14 protein-coding genes are annotated in these 16,681 nt (G+C 74.6%); 8 read left to right on the forward strand and 6 right to left on the reverse strand.

The annotated features are described in order from the left end of the window. The first annotated feature begins 103 nt into the window (after positions 1-103). A complete protein-coding gene (locus ABD993_RS02750; protein ID WP_345412804.1) occupies positions 104-1,027 on the forward strand; it encodes a YihY/virulence factor BrkB family protein in 924 nt (307 codons plus the stop codon). A gap of 27 nt (positions 1,028-1,054) precedes the next feature. Next, the gene (locus tag ABD993_RS02755) at positions 1,055-3,226 is read left to right on the forward strand and encodes an FUSC family protein (RefSeq protein ID WP_345412308.1); all 2,172 of its coding nucleotides are present in this window, start codon (positions 1,055-1,057) and stop codon (positions 3,224-3,226) included. Here the strand turns inward: ABD993_RS02755 and ABD993_RS02760 are convergent. Continuing rightward, on the reverse strand, positions 3,138-3,848 hold the full coding sequence (locus ABD993_RS02760) for an HpcH/HpaI aldolase family protein (protein WP_345412310.1): 711 nt from the start codon (positions 3,846-3,848) through the stop codon (positions 3,138-3,140). The two genes, ABD993_RS02755 and ABD993_RS02760, sit on opposite strands and share 89 nt — an antisense overlap. A 92-nt stretch (positions 3,849-3,940) precedes the next feature. On the opposite strand from ABD993_RS02760, the gene ABD993_RS02765 reads away from it, so the two are divergent. Together ABD993_RS02765 and ABD993_RS02770 are read left to right on the forward strand one after the other, a co-directional pair. Then, positions 3,941-4,774 (forward strand): metal-dependent hydrolase, encoded by an 834-nt coding sequence (locus ABD993_RS02765; protein WP_345412312.1) that lies wholly within the window; start codon positions 3,941-3,943, stop codon positions 4,772-4,774. A 93-nt stretch (positions 4,775-4,867) separates the two neighbouring features. Continuing rightward, on the forward strand, positions 4,868-5,668 hold the full coding sequence (locus ABD993_RS02770; protein WP_345412314.1) for a DUF1932 domain-containing protein: 801 nt from the start codon (positions 4,868-4,870) through the stop codon (positions 5,666-5,668). Positions 5,669-5,697: 29 nt separating this feature from the next. On the opposite strand, the gene ABD993_RS02775 is transcribed toward ABD993_RS02770, so the two are convergent. Genes ABD993_RS02775 through ABD993_RS02790 form a run of 4 tightly spaced genes read right to left on the reverse strand, consistent with a single transcriptional unit; the run spans position 5,698 to position 9,164 of the window. Next, positions 5,698-6,381 (reverse strand): FAD-binding oxidoreductase, encoded by a 684-nt coding sequence (locus tag ABD993_RS02775; RefSeq protein WP_345412316.1) that lies wholly within the window; start codon positions 6,379-6,381, stop codon positions 5,698-5,700. Positions 6,382-6,383: 2 nt separating this feature from the next. Then, the gene (locus ABD993_RS02780; RefSeq protein ID WP_345412319.1) at positions 6,384-6,989 is read right to left on the reverse strand and encodes a sulfite oxidase-like oxidoreductase; all 606 of its coding nucleotides are present in this window, start codon (positions 6,987-6,989) and stop codon (positions 6,384-6,386) included. 17 nt (positions 6,990-7,006) lie between these two features. After that, on the reverse strand, positions 7,007-8,503 hold the full coding sequence (locus ABD993_RS02785) for an alkaline phosphatase D family protein (protein WP_345412321.1): 1,497 nt from the start codon (positions 8,501-8,503) through the stop codon (positions 7,007-7,009). Between the two features lie 4 nt (positions 8,504-8,507). Continuing rightward, on the reverse strand, positions 8,508-9,164 hold the full coding sequence (locus tag ABD993_RS02790; protein ID WP_345412323.1) for a Pr6Pr family membrane protein: 657 nt from the start codon (positions 9,162-9,164) through the stop codon (positions 8,508-8,510). 314 nt (positions 9,165-9,478) lie between these two features. Between ABD993_RS02790 and ABD993_RS02795 the strand changes: the two genes are divergently transcribed. From ABD993_RS02795 to ABD993_RS02805, 3 genes are all read left to right on the forward strand, one after another. After that, the gene (locus tag ABD993_RS02795) at positions 9,479-10,189 is read left to right on the forward strand and encodes a DUF742 domain-containing protein (protein ID WP_345412326.1); all 711 of its coding nucleotides are present in this window, start codon (positions 9,479-9,481) and stop codon (positions 10,187-10,189) included. Between the two features lie 97 nt (positions 10,190-10,286). Then, positions 10,287-11,495: an acyl-CoA dehydrogenase family protein gene (locus ABD993_RS02800; protein WP_345412328.1), complete on the forward strand. Its 1,209-nt coding sequence runs from the start codon at positions 10,287-10,289 to the stop codon at positions 11,493-11,495. Between the two features lie 38 nt (positions 11,496-11,533). Continuing rightward, positions 11,534-12,331 carry a DUF1206 domain-containing protein gene (locus tag ABD993_RS02805; RefSeq protein WP_345412331.1) on the forward strand — a complete coding sequence of 266 codons (798 nt, stop codon included), beginning with the start codon at positions 11,534-11,536 and terminating at the stop codon, positions 12,329-12,331. Positions 12,332-12,339: 8 nt separating this feature from the next. On the opposite strand, the gene ABD993_RS02810 is transcribed toward ABD993_RS02805, so the two are convergent. Continuing rightward, positions 12,340-14,865: a DEAD/DEAH box helicase gene (locus ABD993_RS02810; RefSeq protein WP_345412332.1), complete on the reverse strand. Its 2,526-nt coding sequence runs from the start codon at positions 14,863-14,865 to the stop codon at positions 12,340-12,342. A 138-nt stretch (positions 14,866-15,003) separates the two neighbouring features. Between ABD993_RS02810 and ABD993_RS02815 the strand changes: the two genes are divergently transcribed. Continuing rightward, on the forward strand, positions 15,004-16,641 hold the full coding sequence (locus tag ABD993_RS02815) for an ATP-dependent DNA ligase (RefSeq protein WP_345412335.1): 1,638 nt from the start codon (positions 15,004-15,006) through the stop codon (positions 16,639-16,641). Positions 16,642-16,681 lie beyond the last annotated feature (40 nt).

Raw genomic sequence — 16,681 nt, forward strand, 5'->3', positions numbered from 1 at the left:
GCCCGCCGCGCCCGCCGCGCCCGCCGAGCCCGCCGGACCCGCCGAGCCCGTCGCACCGGAGCCCGGCTCCGAGCGCCCCGCGGACGAGGCGCCCACCATCCGGCTGTCCGCGGACGGGAGCCCCCGCCCCCACGGCGGACGGGCGGCGTGGCTGCTGTTCAAGCGCACGGTCGTCCGGGCGTGGGACGACAACATCTTCAGCGAGTCCGCCTCCGCCGCCTTCTGGCAGACCCTCTCGCTCCCGCCGCTGCTCCTCGGGCTGCTCGGAGCGATGGGCTACATCGCGGACTACCTCGGGCCGGACACGATCGCCCTGGTCGAGCGGCAGATCGTGGCCGGGGCGTCCACGGTGTTCAGCGAGAACGCGGTCACGGAGATCATCGGGCCGACGGTGTCGCAGCTGCTGAGCACCGGCCGTTCCGAGCTGGTGTCGCTGGGCTTCGTGATCTCGCTGTGGTCCGGGTCGTCGGCGATGTCGTCGTTCGTGGACGCCATCACCCGGGCCCACGACCAGTACGGCGTCCGGAACCCGGTGTGGCAGCGGATACTCGCGCTGCTCATGTACGTCGTGGCGCTGGTGGGCGGGATCGTGTCGCTGCCGCTGCTCGCACTGGGCCCGGACCGGCTGCCCAAGCTGCTGCCCACCTCCTGGCAGGACACCGCGATCACGCTGATCGGCTGGCTGTACTACCCGGTGCTGGGCGTCGGGCTGATCCTCGCGCTGACCACGCTCTACAAGCTCGCGCTGCCCGCCAAGCCGCCGTGGCACCGGGGGCTGCCGGGCGCGGTGCTCGCCGCCGTCGTGTTCCTGTGCGGGGCCACCGGGCTGCGGGTCTACATCAACTGGCTGACCGGCACCGGCTACACCTACGGCGCCCTCGCCGCGCCGATCGCGTTCCTGCTGGCCACCTTCTTCATCGGGATGGCGATCGTGCTGGGCGCGCACTTCAACGCCGCCATCCAGCACTACTTCCCCAAGCGACTCTCGGACCGACGCGGTACCGTCCCCCAACCGCACCTGGACTGATCGCCGCGGCCCGGTCAGGATCGCCGGGTGGACTGGCTGCGCAGGCACGATCCGGGACTGACCACCGTGCGCCGCGCGGCGCGCGTCACGATCGTGGCCTGCCTGGGCTTCTACCTCAGCCGCTACGCCCTGGACAACGCCGACATGGCGCCCTACGCCCTGTTCGGTGCCGTCGCGCTCGGGGTGCTCTCGCAGATCCCCGGCGGCCCGGCCCGGCGGGCCCGCACGCTGCTGCTCATGCTGCCGGTCGGCGCGGCGCTCATCTGCCTGGGGACCCTGCTGTCGGTGACCCTGTGGACCGCGACCCTCGGCATGGTGGTGCTGGGGTTCGCGGTGAGCTTCGTCGGGGTGGGCGGGCCGCGGCTCGTCGGGCTGGCGGCCGGGACGCAGCTGCTCTACATCCTCCCGTCGTTCCCGCCCTACGCCCCGGAGACGCTCGGCTGGCGGCTGGCCGGGTACGCGCTGGCGATCGTGCTGCTGGTGGTCGCCGAGCTCGTGCTCTGGCCCGACGCGACGCCGCGGCCGTACCGGGACCGGCTGCGGGTCGCCGTGGAGGCACTGGCGGACTGCCTGGACGCCCTCGCCGACGCGGTGTCCGGGGGGCCGGGGCTCCGCCGCAACCTCGTCGCGACCGCGCTCGAGGCCGCGGAGGGCCTGCGCCCCTCGCTGCTGCCCGCCGGGCAGGCCCCGGCCTCGGCGAGCAGGCGGGACCGCGCGCTCACGGTGGCGTCCGCGACGGTCCGGATGCTGGTCGGGCGCGCCGCGGACCTGGCCCACACCGACGCGACGCGGGCCCCGGACCTCCCCGCCGTGGCGGCCCTGCTGCGGGAGGTGGCCGGGTGCGTGCGGGCCGCGGCCGAGTGGCTGCGGGGGAACGGGCCGGTGCCCGACACCGACCGGATGACCGCCGCGCTGCGCGAGTTCCGGGCGCTGCGGGCCGCCACCTCGCCGGACGGCGTGCCGGTCGAGCACCTCCGGATCGGCGCGCACGCGCTCGTCCTGGGGGAGTGGTCGAAGACGCTGGTCACGGCACTGCGGGTGGCGGGCGGGGCACCGATCGGGCCGGACCCCACTCCGCCGGAGGCCCGGCCCGGGCCCTTCTGGTTCGCCCGCCGCAACGAGGTCGAGCTGTTCTGGCGGCGGCTGCGCGGGCACCTCACGCCGCGGTCGGTGTTCTTCCAGGGCGCGCTGCGGCTGGCGTTCGCCCTCGGCGTCGCCCGCTACCTGGCCGGGGTGTTCGACCTGGACCACGGGTTCTGGGTGCTGCTCACCGTCCTCGTCGTGCTCCGGACGACGGCGGCCGAGACCCGCGCCGTCCTGCGGCCCGCCCTGGTGGGCACCACGGTCGGGGCGCTCGTCGCGGCCGCGATCCTCGTCGCCGGGATGCCGCCGGTCGTCTACGCGGTGGTGCTGCCGATCGTGATGCTGGTGGGGTTCTCGGCGGGCCCGTTGCTCGGTCCCGCCGCGGCGCAGGGGCTGTTCACACTGGTCGTGTCGATGGTGTTCGCGCAGATGGCGCCCGCGGGCTGGCAGCTCGCCGAGGCGCGGGTGGTCGACGTGGCGGTCGGGGCCGGGATCGGGGTCGTCGTCGGGCTGCTGGCGTGGCCGCGGGGCGGGACCGGCGAGCTGCACCGGGCCGCCGCGGAGTTCCTGGCGGACTCGGCGGGCGTGGTGCGCGAGACCGTCCGGGTGGTCGCCGAGGGCGCCCGGGTCGGCGACGCGCTGCCCCGGGCCCGCCACACCGGCATCCTCGCCGAGACGACCTACGCCCAACACCAGGCCGAGCGGCACCCGAAGGAGGGCATCGTCGACTGGCAGGCCACGCTGCTCGCCGGGCACCACGCCGTCCGCGGGGCCGAGGCGCTGGTCCGGGACTGCCCGACGGGGCGGTTGCTGGAGTGCGTCGGCCCGCTGGACCTCGCGGCCGCGGACGTCGCGTCGCGGTTCGAGCACGTGGCCCTCGGCCTGGCCCGGCTGGACCGCACCGCCTTGACCGCCCCGACCCTGCCCGCCCCGGACCTCGTCTGGCCCACCGACCTCGGCGCGGACCTGTACCACCTGGCCGACCTGCGGGTCTGGCTCGACGGCCTCCGAGACGACCTCACCCGCGTCACCGACCGCCCGGACGCACCCGCCCCAGAGCCGCGGCCAGACCCTGCTGCAGCAGCGTCGCCTCCGCGGGCAGGGTCAGCCAGGTGAAGCCGAGGTCGCGGTAGACCGGCGCCCACGCGGGATCGCCGCAGAACACCCCGACCGGCAGCGCCGTCGCGGCGGTGACGGAGCGGAGCAGGTCGCGGTAGCCGGCGTCGTCGAGCGGCGGGACCGCGGCGCGTCCGGAACCCAACGACAGGTCCGACGGCCCGACGAACAGCGCGTCGACGCCCGGCACCGCCACGATCGCCGCGAGATCGGCCACCGCGGCCATGGTCTCGATCATGATCACGCACCCGCCGGGGGCGAGGACGTCGCCGCCGGTCCAGCCCACCCGCGTCGGGCCGAAGCTCCGGGTGCCCGCGGGCGGGTAGGCACAGGCCGCCGTCGCCGCCGCGGCCTCGGCGGCGGAGTTCACGAGCGGCACGATCACGCCGGCCGCGCCGCGGTCCAGGGCGCTCGCGATCGGCTCGGGGCCGTTGTGGGAGACCCGGACCAGCGCCGGGACCGGGCCGCAGGCCTGGATCGCCGGGAGCAGGTCGTGGTCGTCCAGCAGGCCGTGCTGGGTGTCGAGGCAGACGAGGTCCACACCCGAGCGGGCCACGATCTCCACGGTGCTCGGCCCGCCGAGGGCACACCAGCCTGCCACGACGCCGTCGTCGATCCGCATGGCCGCAGTATCCGCCGCGGCGCCCTCCGGCGTCCGCTGGGGCTGCGGCGTGGCTCCGCCGGACGGGGGTCGCGCCGCCGTAGGGTCACGCGGTGCTCGGGGTCAGTCACGCCACGTCGGGAGCGGCCCTCGGGCTCGCGGTCGCCGGGCTCGCGCCGCAGGCCGTCGGGATGTCGGCCACGGCGGGGGAGATCCTCGCCTTCGCCGGGGTCGCCGCGGGCGCCGCGCTGCTGCCGGACCTCGACCACCCGAGCTCGACGGCCACCCGCCGGTTCTCCTGGGCGTCCTGGCTGGCCGCGCACGGCGTGCGGCCGCTGTCGGCGCTGGTCTTCCGGCTCACCCGCGGTCCCCGGGACAGCGGCCGCGGCACCCACCGCGGCCTGACCCACACCCTCGCCGGGGCGCTGCTGCTGGGCGGGGGAGTCGCCGTCGCGAGTGCGCGCTGGGGCACCCCGGTCACGGCGGGGGTGCTGTTCGTCTGCCTGGCCCTGGCGATCAAGGGGCTCGACGGGCTGGTCCCCGGCCCGCCCTCGCTGGTCATCGCCGCGGGGCTGACCTGGGCGTGCGAGACGCTGCTGCCCGGCGGGACCGCGGGCACGGCGGGCTGGCTGGGCCTCGCGGTCGGCCTGGGGATGCTGGTGCACTCCCTCGGGGACGCCGTGACCGAGTCCGGCGCGCCGCTGCTGTGGCCGGTGCCGATCCGCGGCAGGCACTGGTACCCGGTCGGCACGCCGCGCCCGCTGCGGTTCCGGGCCGGTGGGCGGGTGGAGGCGCTGGTCGTGGCGCCGCTGCTCACCGCGGCCACCCTCGCCCTGGCGGTGTACGTGGTCCCGGGCGCCCTGGACGCCCTCGTCGACCTCCGCGACCGCCTGAGCGCCCTCGCCCGACGACCTGATCGGCCCGCGGGAGCGGTCGGTCGGTGGTGATCCTCGGTTCGGGAGGGAGACGGTCGGATGTCGACCGCCCCACTCCCGGAGCACGGATCACCGGCGGGCCGCGGCGCGGAGCATGATGGGGTCGTGAGCGAGTGGGAGCTGCCGGACCGGCCCGTGATCGGGATCCTGCACCCGGGCGCGATGGGCGCCGCGCTGGGATCGGCGCTGAAACGGCGGGCGGGCGCGGTGATCTGGGCGGACGCGGGCCGGTCGCACGCCACGGCGAAGCGGGCCGAGCTGGCCGACCTGGTCGCGGTGCCGACGGTCGAGGACCTGGCCCGGCGCGCCCACGTCGTGATCTCGATCTGCCCGCCCGGCGCCGCGCGCGAGGTGGCCGAGCAGGTCGCCGCCGCCGTCGAGGGGCAGCCGCGCAGGCCGCTGTTCGTCGAGGCCAACGCCGTCTCCCCGGGGACGGTCACCGGCATGGCGGACCTCTTCCCGGACGACGGCCTGGTCGACGCCGCCGTCATCGGCCCGCCCGCCTGGGAGCGGGGCACCACGGTGCTGTGGCTCGCAGGCCCGCACGCCACGCTGGTGGAGGCGCTGTTCGCGGGCACCCCCTTCGACGCCCGGCACCTCGGTCCCGAGCTCGGCCGGGCCAGCGCACTCAAGGCCTGCTTCGCCCTGCAGAGCAAGGCCCTGCCCGCGATCTGGCTGGCGCTCGACGAGGCCGCCCGCACCCTGGACGTCGACGAGCCGCTGCGCGCCGAGCTGGCCCGCACCGGCGTCGACTACCCCGGGAGCCTCGACGCGATCACCCGGGTCGCGAAGGAGAAGGGCTGGCGCTGGGTCGCGGAGATGGAGGAGGCCGCCGCGACCCTGGCGGCGGCGGGCGTCCCGACGGGCTTCTCCGAGGCCGCCGCCGAGATGTACCGCCGCAGCTGACCTCCTGTCCGACGGCCGAGCCGGACCGCTCAGCTGGGGCCGAAGCGCTCCACGCGGATGCGCTCGGTCGCCACGCCCTGCCCGATCAGCAGGTCGGTGGCGTGGTCGCAGAACGGCGGAGTGCCGCAGACGAAGACGGTCTGGTCCGGTTCCAGGACCGCCGCGACGTCCTCCGCGGTGAGCCTGCCCGCGGGGCGGGGCCAGTCCGGCGGGGTCTGGCGGGTGTACGCCACCGTGGTGCGCGGGCCCACGACCTCGTCCGCGTAGTACAGGTCCGCGGGGCGGCGCGCCGAGATCAGCAGCCGGAACAGCCCCGGATCCCGCTGCCGCGACAACCGCAGCATGGACATCAGCGGCACCACCCCCGACCCACCGGCCACCCCGAGCGCCGGGGTGTCCCCGCGCCAGGCGAACCAGCCGCCGATCGGCCCGCGGACCTCCAGCTCGTCCCCGACCTCGACGACCTCGTGCAGGAACTCCGACACCTCGCCGCCGGGCAGCAGCTCGACGGTGAGGTCCACCAGGTCGGACCCGGGCACCGAGGCGACCGAGTAGTCCCGCTGGGCGGTGTAGCCGTCGTCCGCGGTCAGCCGCAGCACGTAGTACTGCCCCGCGACGTGCGTGGACACCGCGGGCAGCTTCAGCCGGAAGGTCTTCGCGTTCGGGGTCTCGCGGCGGACCTCGACGACGGTCGCCTTCTGCCAGGTGGGCACGCTCAGTCCCCCTGGTAGCGCTGCTCGAGCCAGGGGTCGCCGCGGTCGTGGTAGCCGTTGCGCTCCCAGAAGCCCTGCTCGTCGGACGCCATGATCCGCAGCCCGGACACCCACTTCGCCGACTTCCAGAAGTACAGGTGCGGCACCAGGAGCCGGGCGGGGCCGCCGTGCTCGGCGGTCAGCGGGGCCCCGTCCACGTCCCAGACGACCCACGCCTTGCCGCCGGTCACGTCCTCCAGCGGGAGGTTGGTGGTGTAGCCGGTGTGCGAGGTGGCCATGACGTAGGCGGCCGACTCCGCGAGGTCCACCGCATCGAGGAGGGTGTCCACGGAGACGCCGTCGAACGTCATGTCGAACTTCGACCACGTCGTGACGCAGTGGATCGCGCCCTCGTAGCGCGAGCGCGGCAGCGCCTGGATCTCCGCCCAGGTCCAGCTCACCGGCTTCTCGACGAGTCCCTCGATGGTGAAGGTCCAGCGGTCGGTGCCGAGCCGCGGGGTGGCCTCGGCGTTGAGCACGGGCCAGTCCCTCCCGGCGTCGTACTGCCCCGGGGGCAGGCGGGGGTCACGGCCCCTGCGACGACCGGTGAAACCGCGGGTGATGGCCATGGCGCCATCATGGCGGATCAGGCCGGGTGGAGTCCCGGGTCCCGGTCGGGGATCACGAAGGACGCCGCCGTGCGGACCGGGGCCCCCGGTGTGGTGACGGCGTCGACCACCCGGAAGTCCGCCGTGACCCCGTCCGCGGCGTAGCGGGCCCGCACGTACCCGCGGCGGTTGCTCCGGAAGCGCAGGTGCGGGTTGCGCCGCAGGTCGGGGTGGTCGCCCGCGGCGTCCCCGTCCGCCCCGGAGGTGATCGAGCTGGACACGAGCTCGGTGCCCACGACCCGGTCGCCGCGCACCAGCTCGTTGGCCCAGTGGGTGTGGACGTCCCCGGTCAGCACGACCGCGTTCCGGACGTCGGCGAACCCGGCGAGCACCCGGTCCCGCGACGGCGCGTAGCCGTCCCAGCCGTCCATCGCGTAGGCCCCGTCCGAGGCCCGGGCGCGTTCGGCGAAGAAGACCTGCTGGCCCAGCACGTCCCAACGGGCGCCGGAGGAACGCAGGCCGGCTCGCAGCCAGGCCTCCTGGGCGACACCGGGCAGGGAGCGGGACGGGTCGAGGCGCGCGGTGCAGCCCACCCGCATCCCGTCCCCGCAGGCCTGGTCGGAGCGGTACTGGCGGGTGTCCATCAGGTGGAAGGTCGCCAGTGCGCCCCACCCGATCCGCCGGTAGAGCTGCATGTCGATCCCGCGCGGCACCGAGGTGCGGCGCAGCGGCATGTGCTCGTAGTAGGCCCGGAAGGCGGCGATCCGACGCTCCGGGAAACCCGGCTCGGTGGCCCGGCCCGCCCAGTTGTCCACGACCTCGTGGTCGTCCCAGACGACCAGCCACGGCGCGACGGCGTGCGCGGCCTGCAGGTCCGGGTCCGTCTTGTACTGCGCGTGCCGCTGCCGGTACCCGGACAGCGCCGTCGTCTCCGGCCCCGCGACGGGCCGGACGGACCCCTCCGGTGTCGCGTACTCGTACTGGTAGTCACCCAGGTGCAGGACGAGGCCGGGCTCGTCCTCGGCCAGCCTCCGGTACGCGGTGAACCACCCGACCGGGTAGTCGGCGCACGACGCGACGCAGGTCGTGAGGGCCCCGAGCGTGCCCGGCGCGGGGGCGGTCCGGGTGCGGCCCGCGGGGGAGAGGGCCCCGGCGGCGCGGAAGCGGTAGAAGTACTCCCGGCCCGGCGCGAGCCCGGTGGCCTCGACGTGCACGGTGTGCGCGGAGTCCGGCACGGCGTCGGCGACCCCGCGCTGCACCACCCGGGCGAACGCCTCGTCCTCGGCGATCTCCCACCCGACCGGCACGGTGCGGCCGGGCATGCCGCCCAGGCCGTCGGCGGCGAGCGGGTCCGGGGCGAGGCGGGTCCACAGGACCATCCCGTCCGGAGTCGGGTCCCCGGAGGCGACGCCGAGGGTGAACGGGTCCCGGACGGGTGCGGCGAGCGCCCGCGGCGCGGAGGCGACCAGCGAGGCGGCGGCGGCACCGAGCACGAACGTGCGGCGGCCGAACGCGAGAGGAGCGATGCCTCCCATCGGACTACGTCACCGGCTGGGCGCGCAGCCCTGGCAGGCGCCGGTCCAGGGCCAGCGCGCCGAAGCCGAGCCCGAGGAACAGCACCGCCACCACCAGGCAGTTGACGGCGACCCGCAGGTACCCGTGCGCCACCACGTTCACGAAGGGGTACGGGTACCAGTCGATCACCGCGCCGCGGACCAGGGTGAACACCAGCCACGCCAGCGGGTAGCCCGCCGAGTACACCACGACGTCCCGGGTCACCAGCCCCCGCGGCCCGAACACCAGCCATCCGACGACGGCGAGCAGCGGGGTCACCATGTGGCACAGCACGTTCGCGAGCTGGTGCAGGCCGTGCGGGTTCGCGGTCTGCGCCAGCACGAGGTTGTAGACGACGCCGGTGACCGCGATGGCGAGCACGGCGTCGAGCACCAGGACCCGGAACAGCGGCGAGTCCCGCTCCGGGTCCGCGGCCAGCATCACGTGCACCACGCCGACGATCAGGTTCGACAGGATCGTGAAGAAGGCCAGCACGTTGGCCACGCGGGAACCGGTCGAGGTGAACACCGAGTAGGGCTGGGAGTCGATCGTCGTGGCGATCAGCTGCACCACGACACCGAGCAACGCGACGGCGGCGACCGTCCCGAACCAGGGCCGGGCGAGCGGGAGGTACCGGAGCACGTCGAGAACCTAGTGCCCCTCCCCGCCCGGGGGGCGCAACGACGACGTCGCGATCAGGTGACGGTCCGGTGCGTCCCCTTTCGACGGGTTCCCCGCACCGCGGAGATCACCGTCCGCGCCGGGTGGATCACTCGAACGTCGGAAGCCGACCACCCTCCGCGATCGTCATGTCGGTGGAACATCCATGACACAGGTCCGTAACGAGCACTGGGGAGCGTGCGATCCATGAGGCGACCGACCCGCAGCCCCGCGGCTCCCCCGCGTGTCGGCGCGAGCCGCCCCCACGGTTCCCGGAGCCGCGCAGAGGGAGTGCAATGACCCCGGCCGAGGACTACGACATCGGCTTCACGGGCGCCCGCTTCGGCGGCGCGCCCCGCAAGCGGCGCAAGCGGAGGGCCGAGGCCGTCGAGGTCACGCCCCGCACCGCGGACGAGGAGGACACCGCCGCCATCGCCGTGGTGCGGCCCGCGCAGGCCGCGGTCGCCCCCGCCCCGGCGCCCGAGGTCCCGGCCGAGCCCGCCGGGTTCCACGAGGTGCCGGAGGTCGGCTACACCGGGGCGCGCTTCGGCGGTTCGTCGCGCAGGCGCCGGGACAAGGAGGCCAACCCGGAGCCGATCCGGGTGGTGCCCGAGCCCGTCCTGCTCCCGCCGCTGCCCGCCGCCCAGGAGGAGCCCTACGAGCCCCGCGACGAGGCGGGCCGGTCGTTGGCGGTGCGGCCGTACTTCTACACCAGGGGCCGCACCCGCTCCCGCTACGAGCTGGCGATCGAGACCCTGGTGTCCACCCAGGCCGCCGCGCTGACCCGCCCGGAGCTCGCCGAGCACCGGCACCTGCTCGACCTCTGCCGCGAGCCCCGGTCCGTCGCCGAGATCGGGGCGCTGCTCGGCATGCCGCTCGGGGTGGCGCGGGTCGTCGTCGGTGACCTGGCGGTCACCGGCGCACTCGAGGTGCACAGCACGGTGGCCGCCGAGGGTCCGGACGTGGCGCTGATGGAGCGGGTGCTGGCGGGGCTGCGCCGACTCTAGGGCCGACTCCAGAGCCGACTCCAGAGCCGACTCCAGGGCCGACTCCAGGGCCGGGTCTCGACCTGCGGGGCGGCGGCGACTGTGGCACAACTCGTCCATGAGCGAGTTGTTGACCGCGCCCGTCCCGGTCGTCCCCGCGCCCTTCCACACCCCCGAGCGCGAGAAGCTGCAGGAGCAGGCCCGGGCCTTCGCGCTCGAGCGGGTGCTGCCCGTGGCGGACGAGCTGGACAAGGTCAAGGGCGAGATCCCGCGGTCCCTGCTCGCGGAGATGGGTGAGCTCGGCTACTTCGGCATCACCGTGCCCACCGAGCACGGCGGGCTCGGGCTCGGCGCCTTCGAGTACTGCATGATCGCCGAGGAGCTGGCGCGGGGCTGGATGAGCGTCGGCAGCATCATCGCCCGCGCCCAGGGCGCCGGGACCGAGGTCGCCGACGAGGAGCGGCGCGCGGAGCTGCTGCGGCGCAGTGCCGCAGGCTCCTGGATCGGGGCCATCGCCCTGTCCGAGCCGGACGCCGGGTCCGACCTCGCCGCCGTCGCCACCCGGGCCGTGCGCGACGGCGACTCGTACGTGGTCACCGGCCACAAGCGCTGGACGGGCAACGCGAAGGCCGCGGACTTCATCCAGGTCCTGGTCCGCACGGACGACCCGGCGCCGGGGGAGAAGCGCTCGGCGGGGCTGGCGACGCTGCTCGTCGAGAAGGAGCGGGACACCTTCCCGGAGGGCGTCACCGGCACCCCGATCGACAAGATCGGCTACCACGGCTTCGTCACCTGGGACCTGCACTTCGACGGGCTGCGGGTGCCCGCCGCGAACCGGCTCGGCGCCGGTCGGGGAACGCAGGGTTTCACCGACACCCAGCAGTGGCTCAACATCGCCCGGGTGCACACGGCGGCGCGCGCGGTGGGGCTGGCCAGGGCCGCGGTCGAGGACTGCGTGCTCTACCTGCAGGAGCGCGAGCAGTTCGAGCACCCCATCGGCGACTTCCAGGCCGTCCGCTTCCGGCTGGCCACGATGGCGGCGCGGGTCGAGCAGGCGCGGTCGTTCTACCAGCACGTCGCGCACCGGCTGGATGCGGGCGAACCCTGCGAGCGGGAGGCCGCGATGGTGAAGCTGCTGGCCACCGAGATGGCCGCCGACGTCACCGGGGACGGCATCCAGCTCCACGGCGGCAACGGCTACACCACCGAGCACCGCGTCGAGCGCTACTGGCGGGACGCCCGGCTGACCACGATCTTCGAAGGCACCAGCGAGATCCAGCAGAAGATCATCGCCGACCGGTTGCTCCCACGCAGCCCGTTGGGCTGACACCTGACATCATCCGACGGCCGACGAGGAGGTGGGCCGTGCCGGACAGCACCCCAGAACAGGTCACCGACCATCCGGTCGTGGACGGGCTGGCGAGGGTCGGGCTCGTCGCCTACGGCCTGGTGCACCTGCTGATCGCCGTGCTCGCGATCCGGATCGCCTTCGGCGGGACGGGCAAGGCCGACAAGACGGGCGCGTTGCAGACCGTCGCGGCGACGGGCGCGGGCCGGGTGGTGCTCTGGCTCGTGGTCGGCGGGCTGGTCGCGCTGATCGTCGACCGGCTCGTGCACGCGGCCGTGGGGCACCGCGGGGTCCCGTGGGCCGCGCGGCTGCGGCGGACGGGCGTGGACCTCGCCGAGGCAGTCGTCTACGCGGTGCTGGCCAAGACGGCCGCGGACGTCGCCGCGGACGGCGGGGCCGACCCCTCGACCCCGCCCCTGCCGACGTTGCTGCTCGGCCTGCCCGGCGGCCGGTTCCTGCTCGCGGCGGCGGGGCTGGGAATCGTGGGGGTGGCGGGCTACGCCGCCTACCGCGGGCTCAGCGGCGCCTTCCACCGCGACCTGGACCTGCGGGGCGCGGGGCTGCGCCGGTCTCAGCTGGTCATGCGGCTCGGCCGGGTCGGCTGGACGGCACTGGGCGCCGCCTACGTGCTCTCCGGCGCCCTGCTGGTGGTCGCCGCGGCGCAACACGACCCCGCCCAGCCGATCGGCCTGGACGCCGCGCTCCGGGAGCTGAGCGAGCACACCCTCGGCCCGGCCGTACTCGTCGTGCTGGCCGCAGGCCTGGTGGTCTTCGCGGTCTACACGCTCTTCCACGCCCGACACCGGGCAGGCTGACCCGCTCGCTAGTCGCCGAAGCCCGTGACCCACACGACGGCCTCGCCCGCCTCGTCGGACGCCGCGAGGTCCACCTCGGCGGTGATGGCCCAGTCGTGGTCCTCCTCGGGGTCGTCGATGACCTGGCGGACGAGCCACCGCTCCGGCTCCTCGACGATGTCGATCAGCTTGGGGCCGCGGGCGTCCGGGCCGATGCCGATGCCGCCGTAGCCGTGCAGGGCGAAGAAGGGCTCGAACGCGGTACGCCAGCGGTCGGCCGTCCAGCCCGCCGCCGAGTCCAGCTCGCCCAGCAGGTCCCAGCGGTTGAGCGACGCGAGCTCCACGCGGCGGAACAGCGCGTTGCGCACCAGGACGCGGAAGGCCCTGGCGTTCTTCGTGACGCCCGACGGGGTCGAGTCCACCGAGGGCGGAGCCGTCTCGTCCTCCACGCCCCCGCCCGCGGCGAGCTCGGCCCACTCGTCGAGCAGCGAGGAGTCCACCTGCCGGACGAGCTCGCCCAGCCACTCGATGAGGTCGGTGAGCTCCTCGGTGTGCGCGTGCGAGGGCACGGTCTGGCGCAGCGCCCGGTAGCAGTCCGCGAGGTAGCGCAGCACCAGGCCCTCGGACCGGGCGAGCTGGTAGAGCGAGACGTACTCGTGGAAGGTCATGGCCCGCTCGGACATGTCCCGGACCACGGACTTCGGCGACAGCCGCGCGTCCTCGACCCACGGCGCGCCCTGCTTGTAGGTCTCCAGCGCGGCGTTCAGCAGCTCGTCGAGCGGCTTCGGGTACGTGACGTCCTCGAGCAGCGCCATGCGCTCCTCGTACTCGATCCCGTCCGCCTTCATCGCGGCGACGGCCTCGCCCTTGGCCTTGTTCTGCTGCGCGTGCAGCACCTGGCGCGGGTCGTCCAGCGTCGCCTCGACCACCGACACCACGTCCAGCGCGTAGGACGGCGACTCCCGGTCCAGCAGCTCGAACGCCGCCAGCGCGAACGGCGAGAGCGGCTGGTTCAGCGCGAAGTCCAGCTGCAGGTCGCCGACGACCCGGACCGTGCGACCCTCCGGGTCGGGGGAGTCCAGCTTCTCCACGATCCCCGCCACCAGCAGCGCGCGGTAGATCTGGATCGCCCGCAGGATGTGCCTGCGCTGGCGCGGCCGCGGCTCGTGGTTGTCCTCCAGCAGGTGCCGCATCGCCGCGAACGCGTCCCCCGGCCGGGAGATCACGTTGAGCAGCATCGCGAACGTGACCTGGAAATGGCTGGTCAGCGCCTCGGGCTGGGCGGCCTGCAGCTTCTCGAACGAGGTCGCGGACCAGCCGACGAACCCGTCCGGCGCCTGCACCCGCACGACCCGCCGCCGCTTCTTGACGTCGTCGCCCGCCTTGGCGAGCCGCCGCGCGTTCTCGATCTCGTGCTCCGGCGCCTCCGCCACCACCGTCCCGACGGTGTCGTACCCGGCCCGCCCGGCCCGGCCCGCGATCTGGTGGAACTCGCGTGCCTTCAGCGGTCGGGTGCGCACGCCGTCGTACTTGGCCAGCGCGGTGAACAGCACGGTCCGGATCGGCACGTTGATGCCGACGCCGAGGGTGTCCGTGCCGCAGATGACCTTGAGCAGCCCGGCCTGGGCGAGGGTCTCCACCAGCCGCCGGTAGCGCGGCAGCATGCCCGCGTGATGCACGCCGATCCCGTGCCGGACCAGCCGGGACAGCGTCCGGCCGAAGCCCGCGGTGAACCGGAAGGAGCCGATCAGCTCCGCGATCGCCGCCTTCTCCTCCTTGCTGGTCACGTTCACGCTCATCAGCGACTGCGCACGTTCGACGGCGGACTGCTGGGTGAAGTGGACGATGTAGATCGGCGCCTGCTGCCCCTTGAGCAGGTCGTCGATCGTCTCGTGCAGCGGCGTGGTGACGTACTCGTAGAACAGCGGGACGGGCCGTTCCACACTGGTGATCTCGACGGTCTGCCTGCCGGTGCGGCGGGTGAGGTCGTCCCGGAAGAAGGACGTGTCGCCCAGCGTGGCGCTCATCAGCAGGAACTGCGCCTGCGGCAGCTCGATCAGCGGCACCTGCCACGCCCAGCCGCGCGAGGGGTCCGCGTAGAAGTGGAACTCGTCCATCACCACGGACCCGACGTCCGCCTTCGCCCCCTGGCGCAGCGCGATGTTCGCCAGGATCTCCGCGGTGCAGCAGATGATCTCCGCGCCCTCGTTGACGGCGGCGTCCCCGGTGAGCATGCCGACCTTCTCCGGCCCGAACACGTCGATCAGGGCGAAGAACTTCTCACTGACCAGCGCCTTGATCGGGGCGGTGTAGAAGGTGCGCGCGCCGCGGGCCAGCGCGGCGGCGTGCGCGGCGATGGCGACCAGCGACTTCCCGGAACCGGTCGGTGTGGACAGGATGACGTTGCCGCCGGTCGCGATCTCCAGCAGCGCCTCCTCCTGCGCCGGGTAGAGCGACAGCCCCCGCTCCTCGAAGGCCCACTCGGCGAAGGTCTCGACGAGGGCCTCGGCGTCGTCGGCGGGCGGGAGGCGGTCCGTGAGCAGGGAGGAGGTCATGATGCGGCCCATTCTCTCCTATCGGCGCGGCACCACCCGTCGCAGATCACGGCTCCCTGGGCGCGTGGACGCCACCGTACGGCCGAAAGGGTGATGACGCGCCCGTCCGCGTCGGTTCCTGCGGCTACCGTGGGTGGCGTGAGAGGGCGGGCAGCGGGCGGCGGCATGCCCGAGGTCGTCCCGCCGATGCTCCCCGCCCAGGGGGACCTGCGAGACGGCGACCGGGGCGAGTGGGCCGTCGAGTTCGCCTGGGCGGGTTTCCGCTGTGTGGCGTACGTGGAGCCCGGGCACGTCCGGTTGCTGTCCTCGACCGCACGCAGCGTCACCAACAGCTTCCCCGAGCTGGCCGTGCTGGGGGAGCGGGTCGAGGGCGCGGGCATGGTGCTCGACGGCGTCGTCGTCGCCCTGGACGACGCCGGGCGACCGTCTCGGCGCCCGCTGATGCGACGCACCTCCACCGTGACCCCGTCGGACGCGCTGCGGGCCCGCGTGCCCGTCGGGTTCGTCGTGACCGATCTCCTCTGGCTGGACGGGAGACCCTTGCTGCGCAGGCCCTACCACGAGCGCCGCGCGCTGCTCGCCGATCTCGGCATCGAGGGCCCACCGGTGCTGGTGCCGCCGTCGCACCCGGCGTCGGAGGCGGCGTTCGTGATGGAGGCCGCGGAGCGCTACGGGCTGGACGGGCTGCACCTCAAGCGCGTCGACGCCGCCTACAAGTCCGGCAGGCGGACCCGGGACTGGCTGCGGGTGCCGCTGCGCCGCACCCGCCCGGTCGTCGTGGGCGGCTGGATGCCCGCGGACCGGTCCGACCGCGGCCGCACCCGGATCGGCGCGCTGCTGCTGGGCATCCCGGAGCGCCCGGACGGGCCCCTGCGCTACGTCGGGCGCGTCGGGGTCGGCTCGAACGAGGCCCGCCGCGAGATCGGCGGCCTGATCCGCACGCTCCACGCCCAGGTCCCGCCGTTCGTGCGCGACGGGCCCGGCGCGGTTCCCGCGGCCGTCGCGGCGGACGCGCGCTGGCTGGTGCCCACGATCGTCGGCGAGGCCGAGTACCAGGGCTGGACCCGCGGCGCCCACCTGCGGCTGCCGGTCTGGGGCGGGATCGTGCCGGGCGAGATCGGGCCCGCGCCCTGGGACGGCACGCCCTGGCACCGCCCGGAGGACGCCGCGGCCGTCGACGAGGAGCCCGAGGTCTGGGGGCCGGTCTCGCCCGCGGAGCCGGAGGCCGAGCCCGGTGTCGACACATGGGCGGAGGCGGGTGTGGAGCCGGGCCCGGGGGCCGAGCCGCCCCCGCCCGCCCCCGAGGTCCGGCCGAGCTCGCTGAACCGCAGCCTGGAACAGCACTTCGTCTACAACGCCTTCAACACGATCGCCTCGGTGATGCGCACCGACGCCCCGCGCGCCCGGAACCTGCTCCTGGGCCTGGCCGACCTCTCGCGGACGGCGGACCGGGTGGGCACACCCGCGATCCCGCTCGCGGACGAGCTGGCCGCCGTCGCGGGGTACCTCGGGATCGAGAAGGCACGGTTCGGGCACAGGCTGGAGCACTCGCTCGAGGTGGCCGACGGGCTGGGCGAGGTCGTCGTGGCGCCGCTGCAGATCCTGGTCGCGGTGCGAGACGCCGTCCAGCTGGGCATCGAGACGCGCGAGCGCGGTGGAACGCTGCGGGTCACCGTGCGGCCGGACGGGGCGGGCGGCGCGCTCGTCGAGGTCGTCGACGAGGGCCACGGCACCGTGCGGCTCGCGCTGTCCGCGCGGGCGTCCACTCCCGTGTGAACGACGTGTGAAGACCGGGGGAGGCTCTCGGGCGCCGATT

The organism is Pseudonocardia xishanensis (assembly GCF_039541715.1).
Taxonomy (GTDB): Bacteria; Actinomycetota; Actinomycetes; order Mycobacteriales; family Pseudonocardiaceae; genus Pseudonocardia; species Pseudonocardia xishanensis.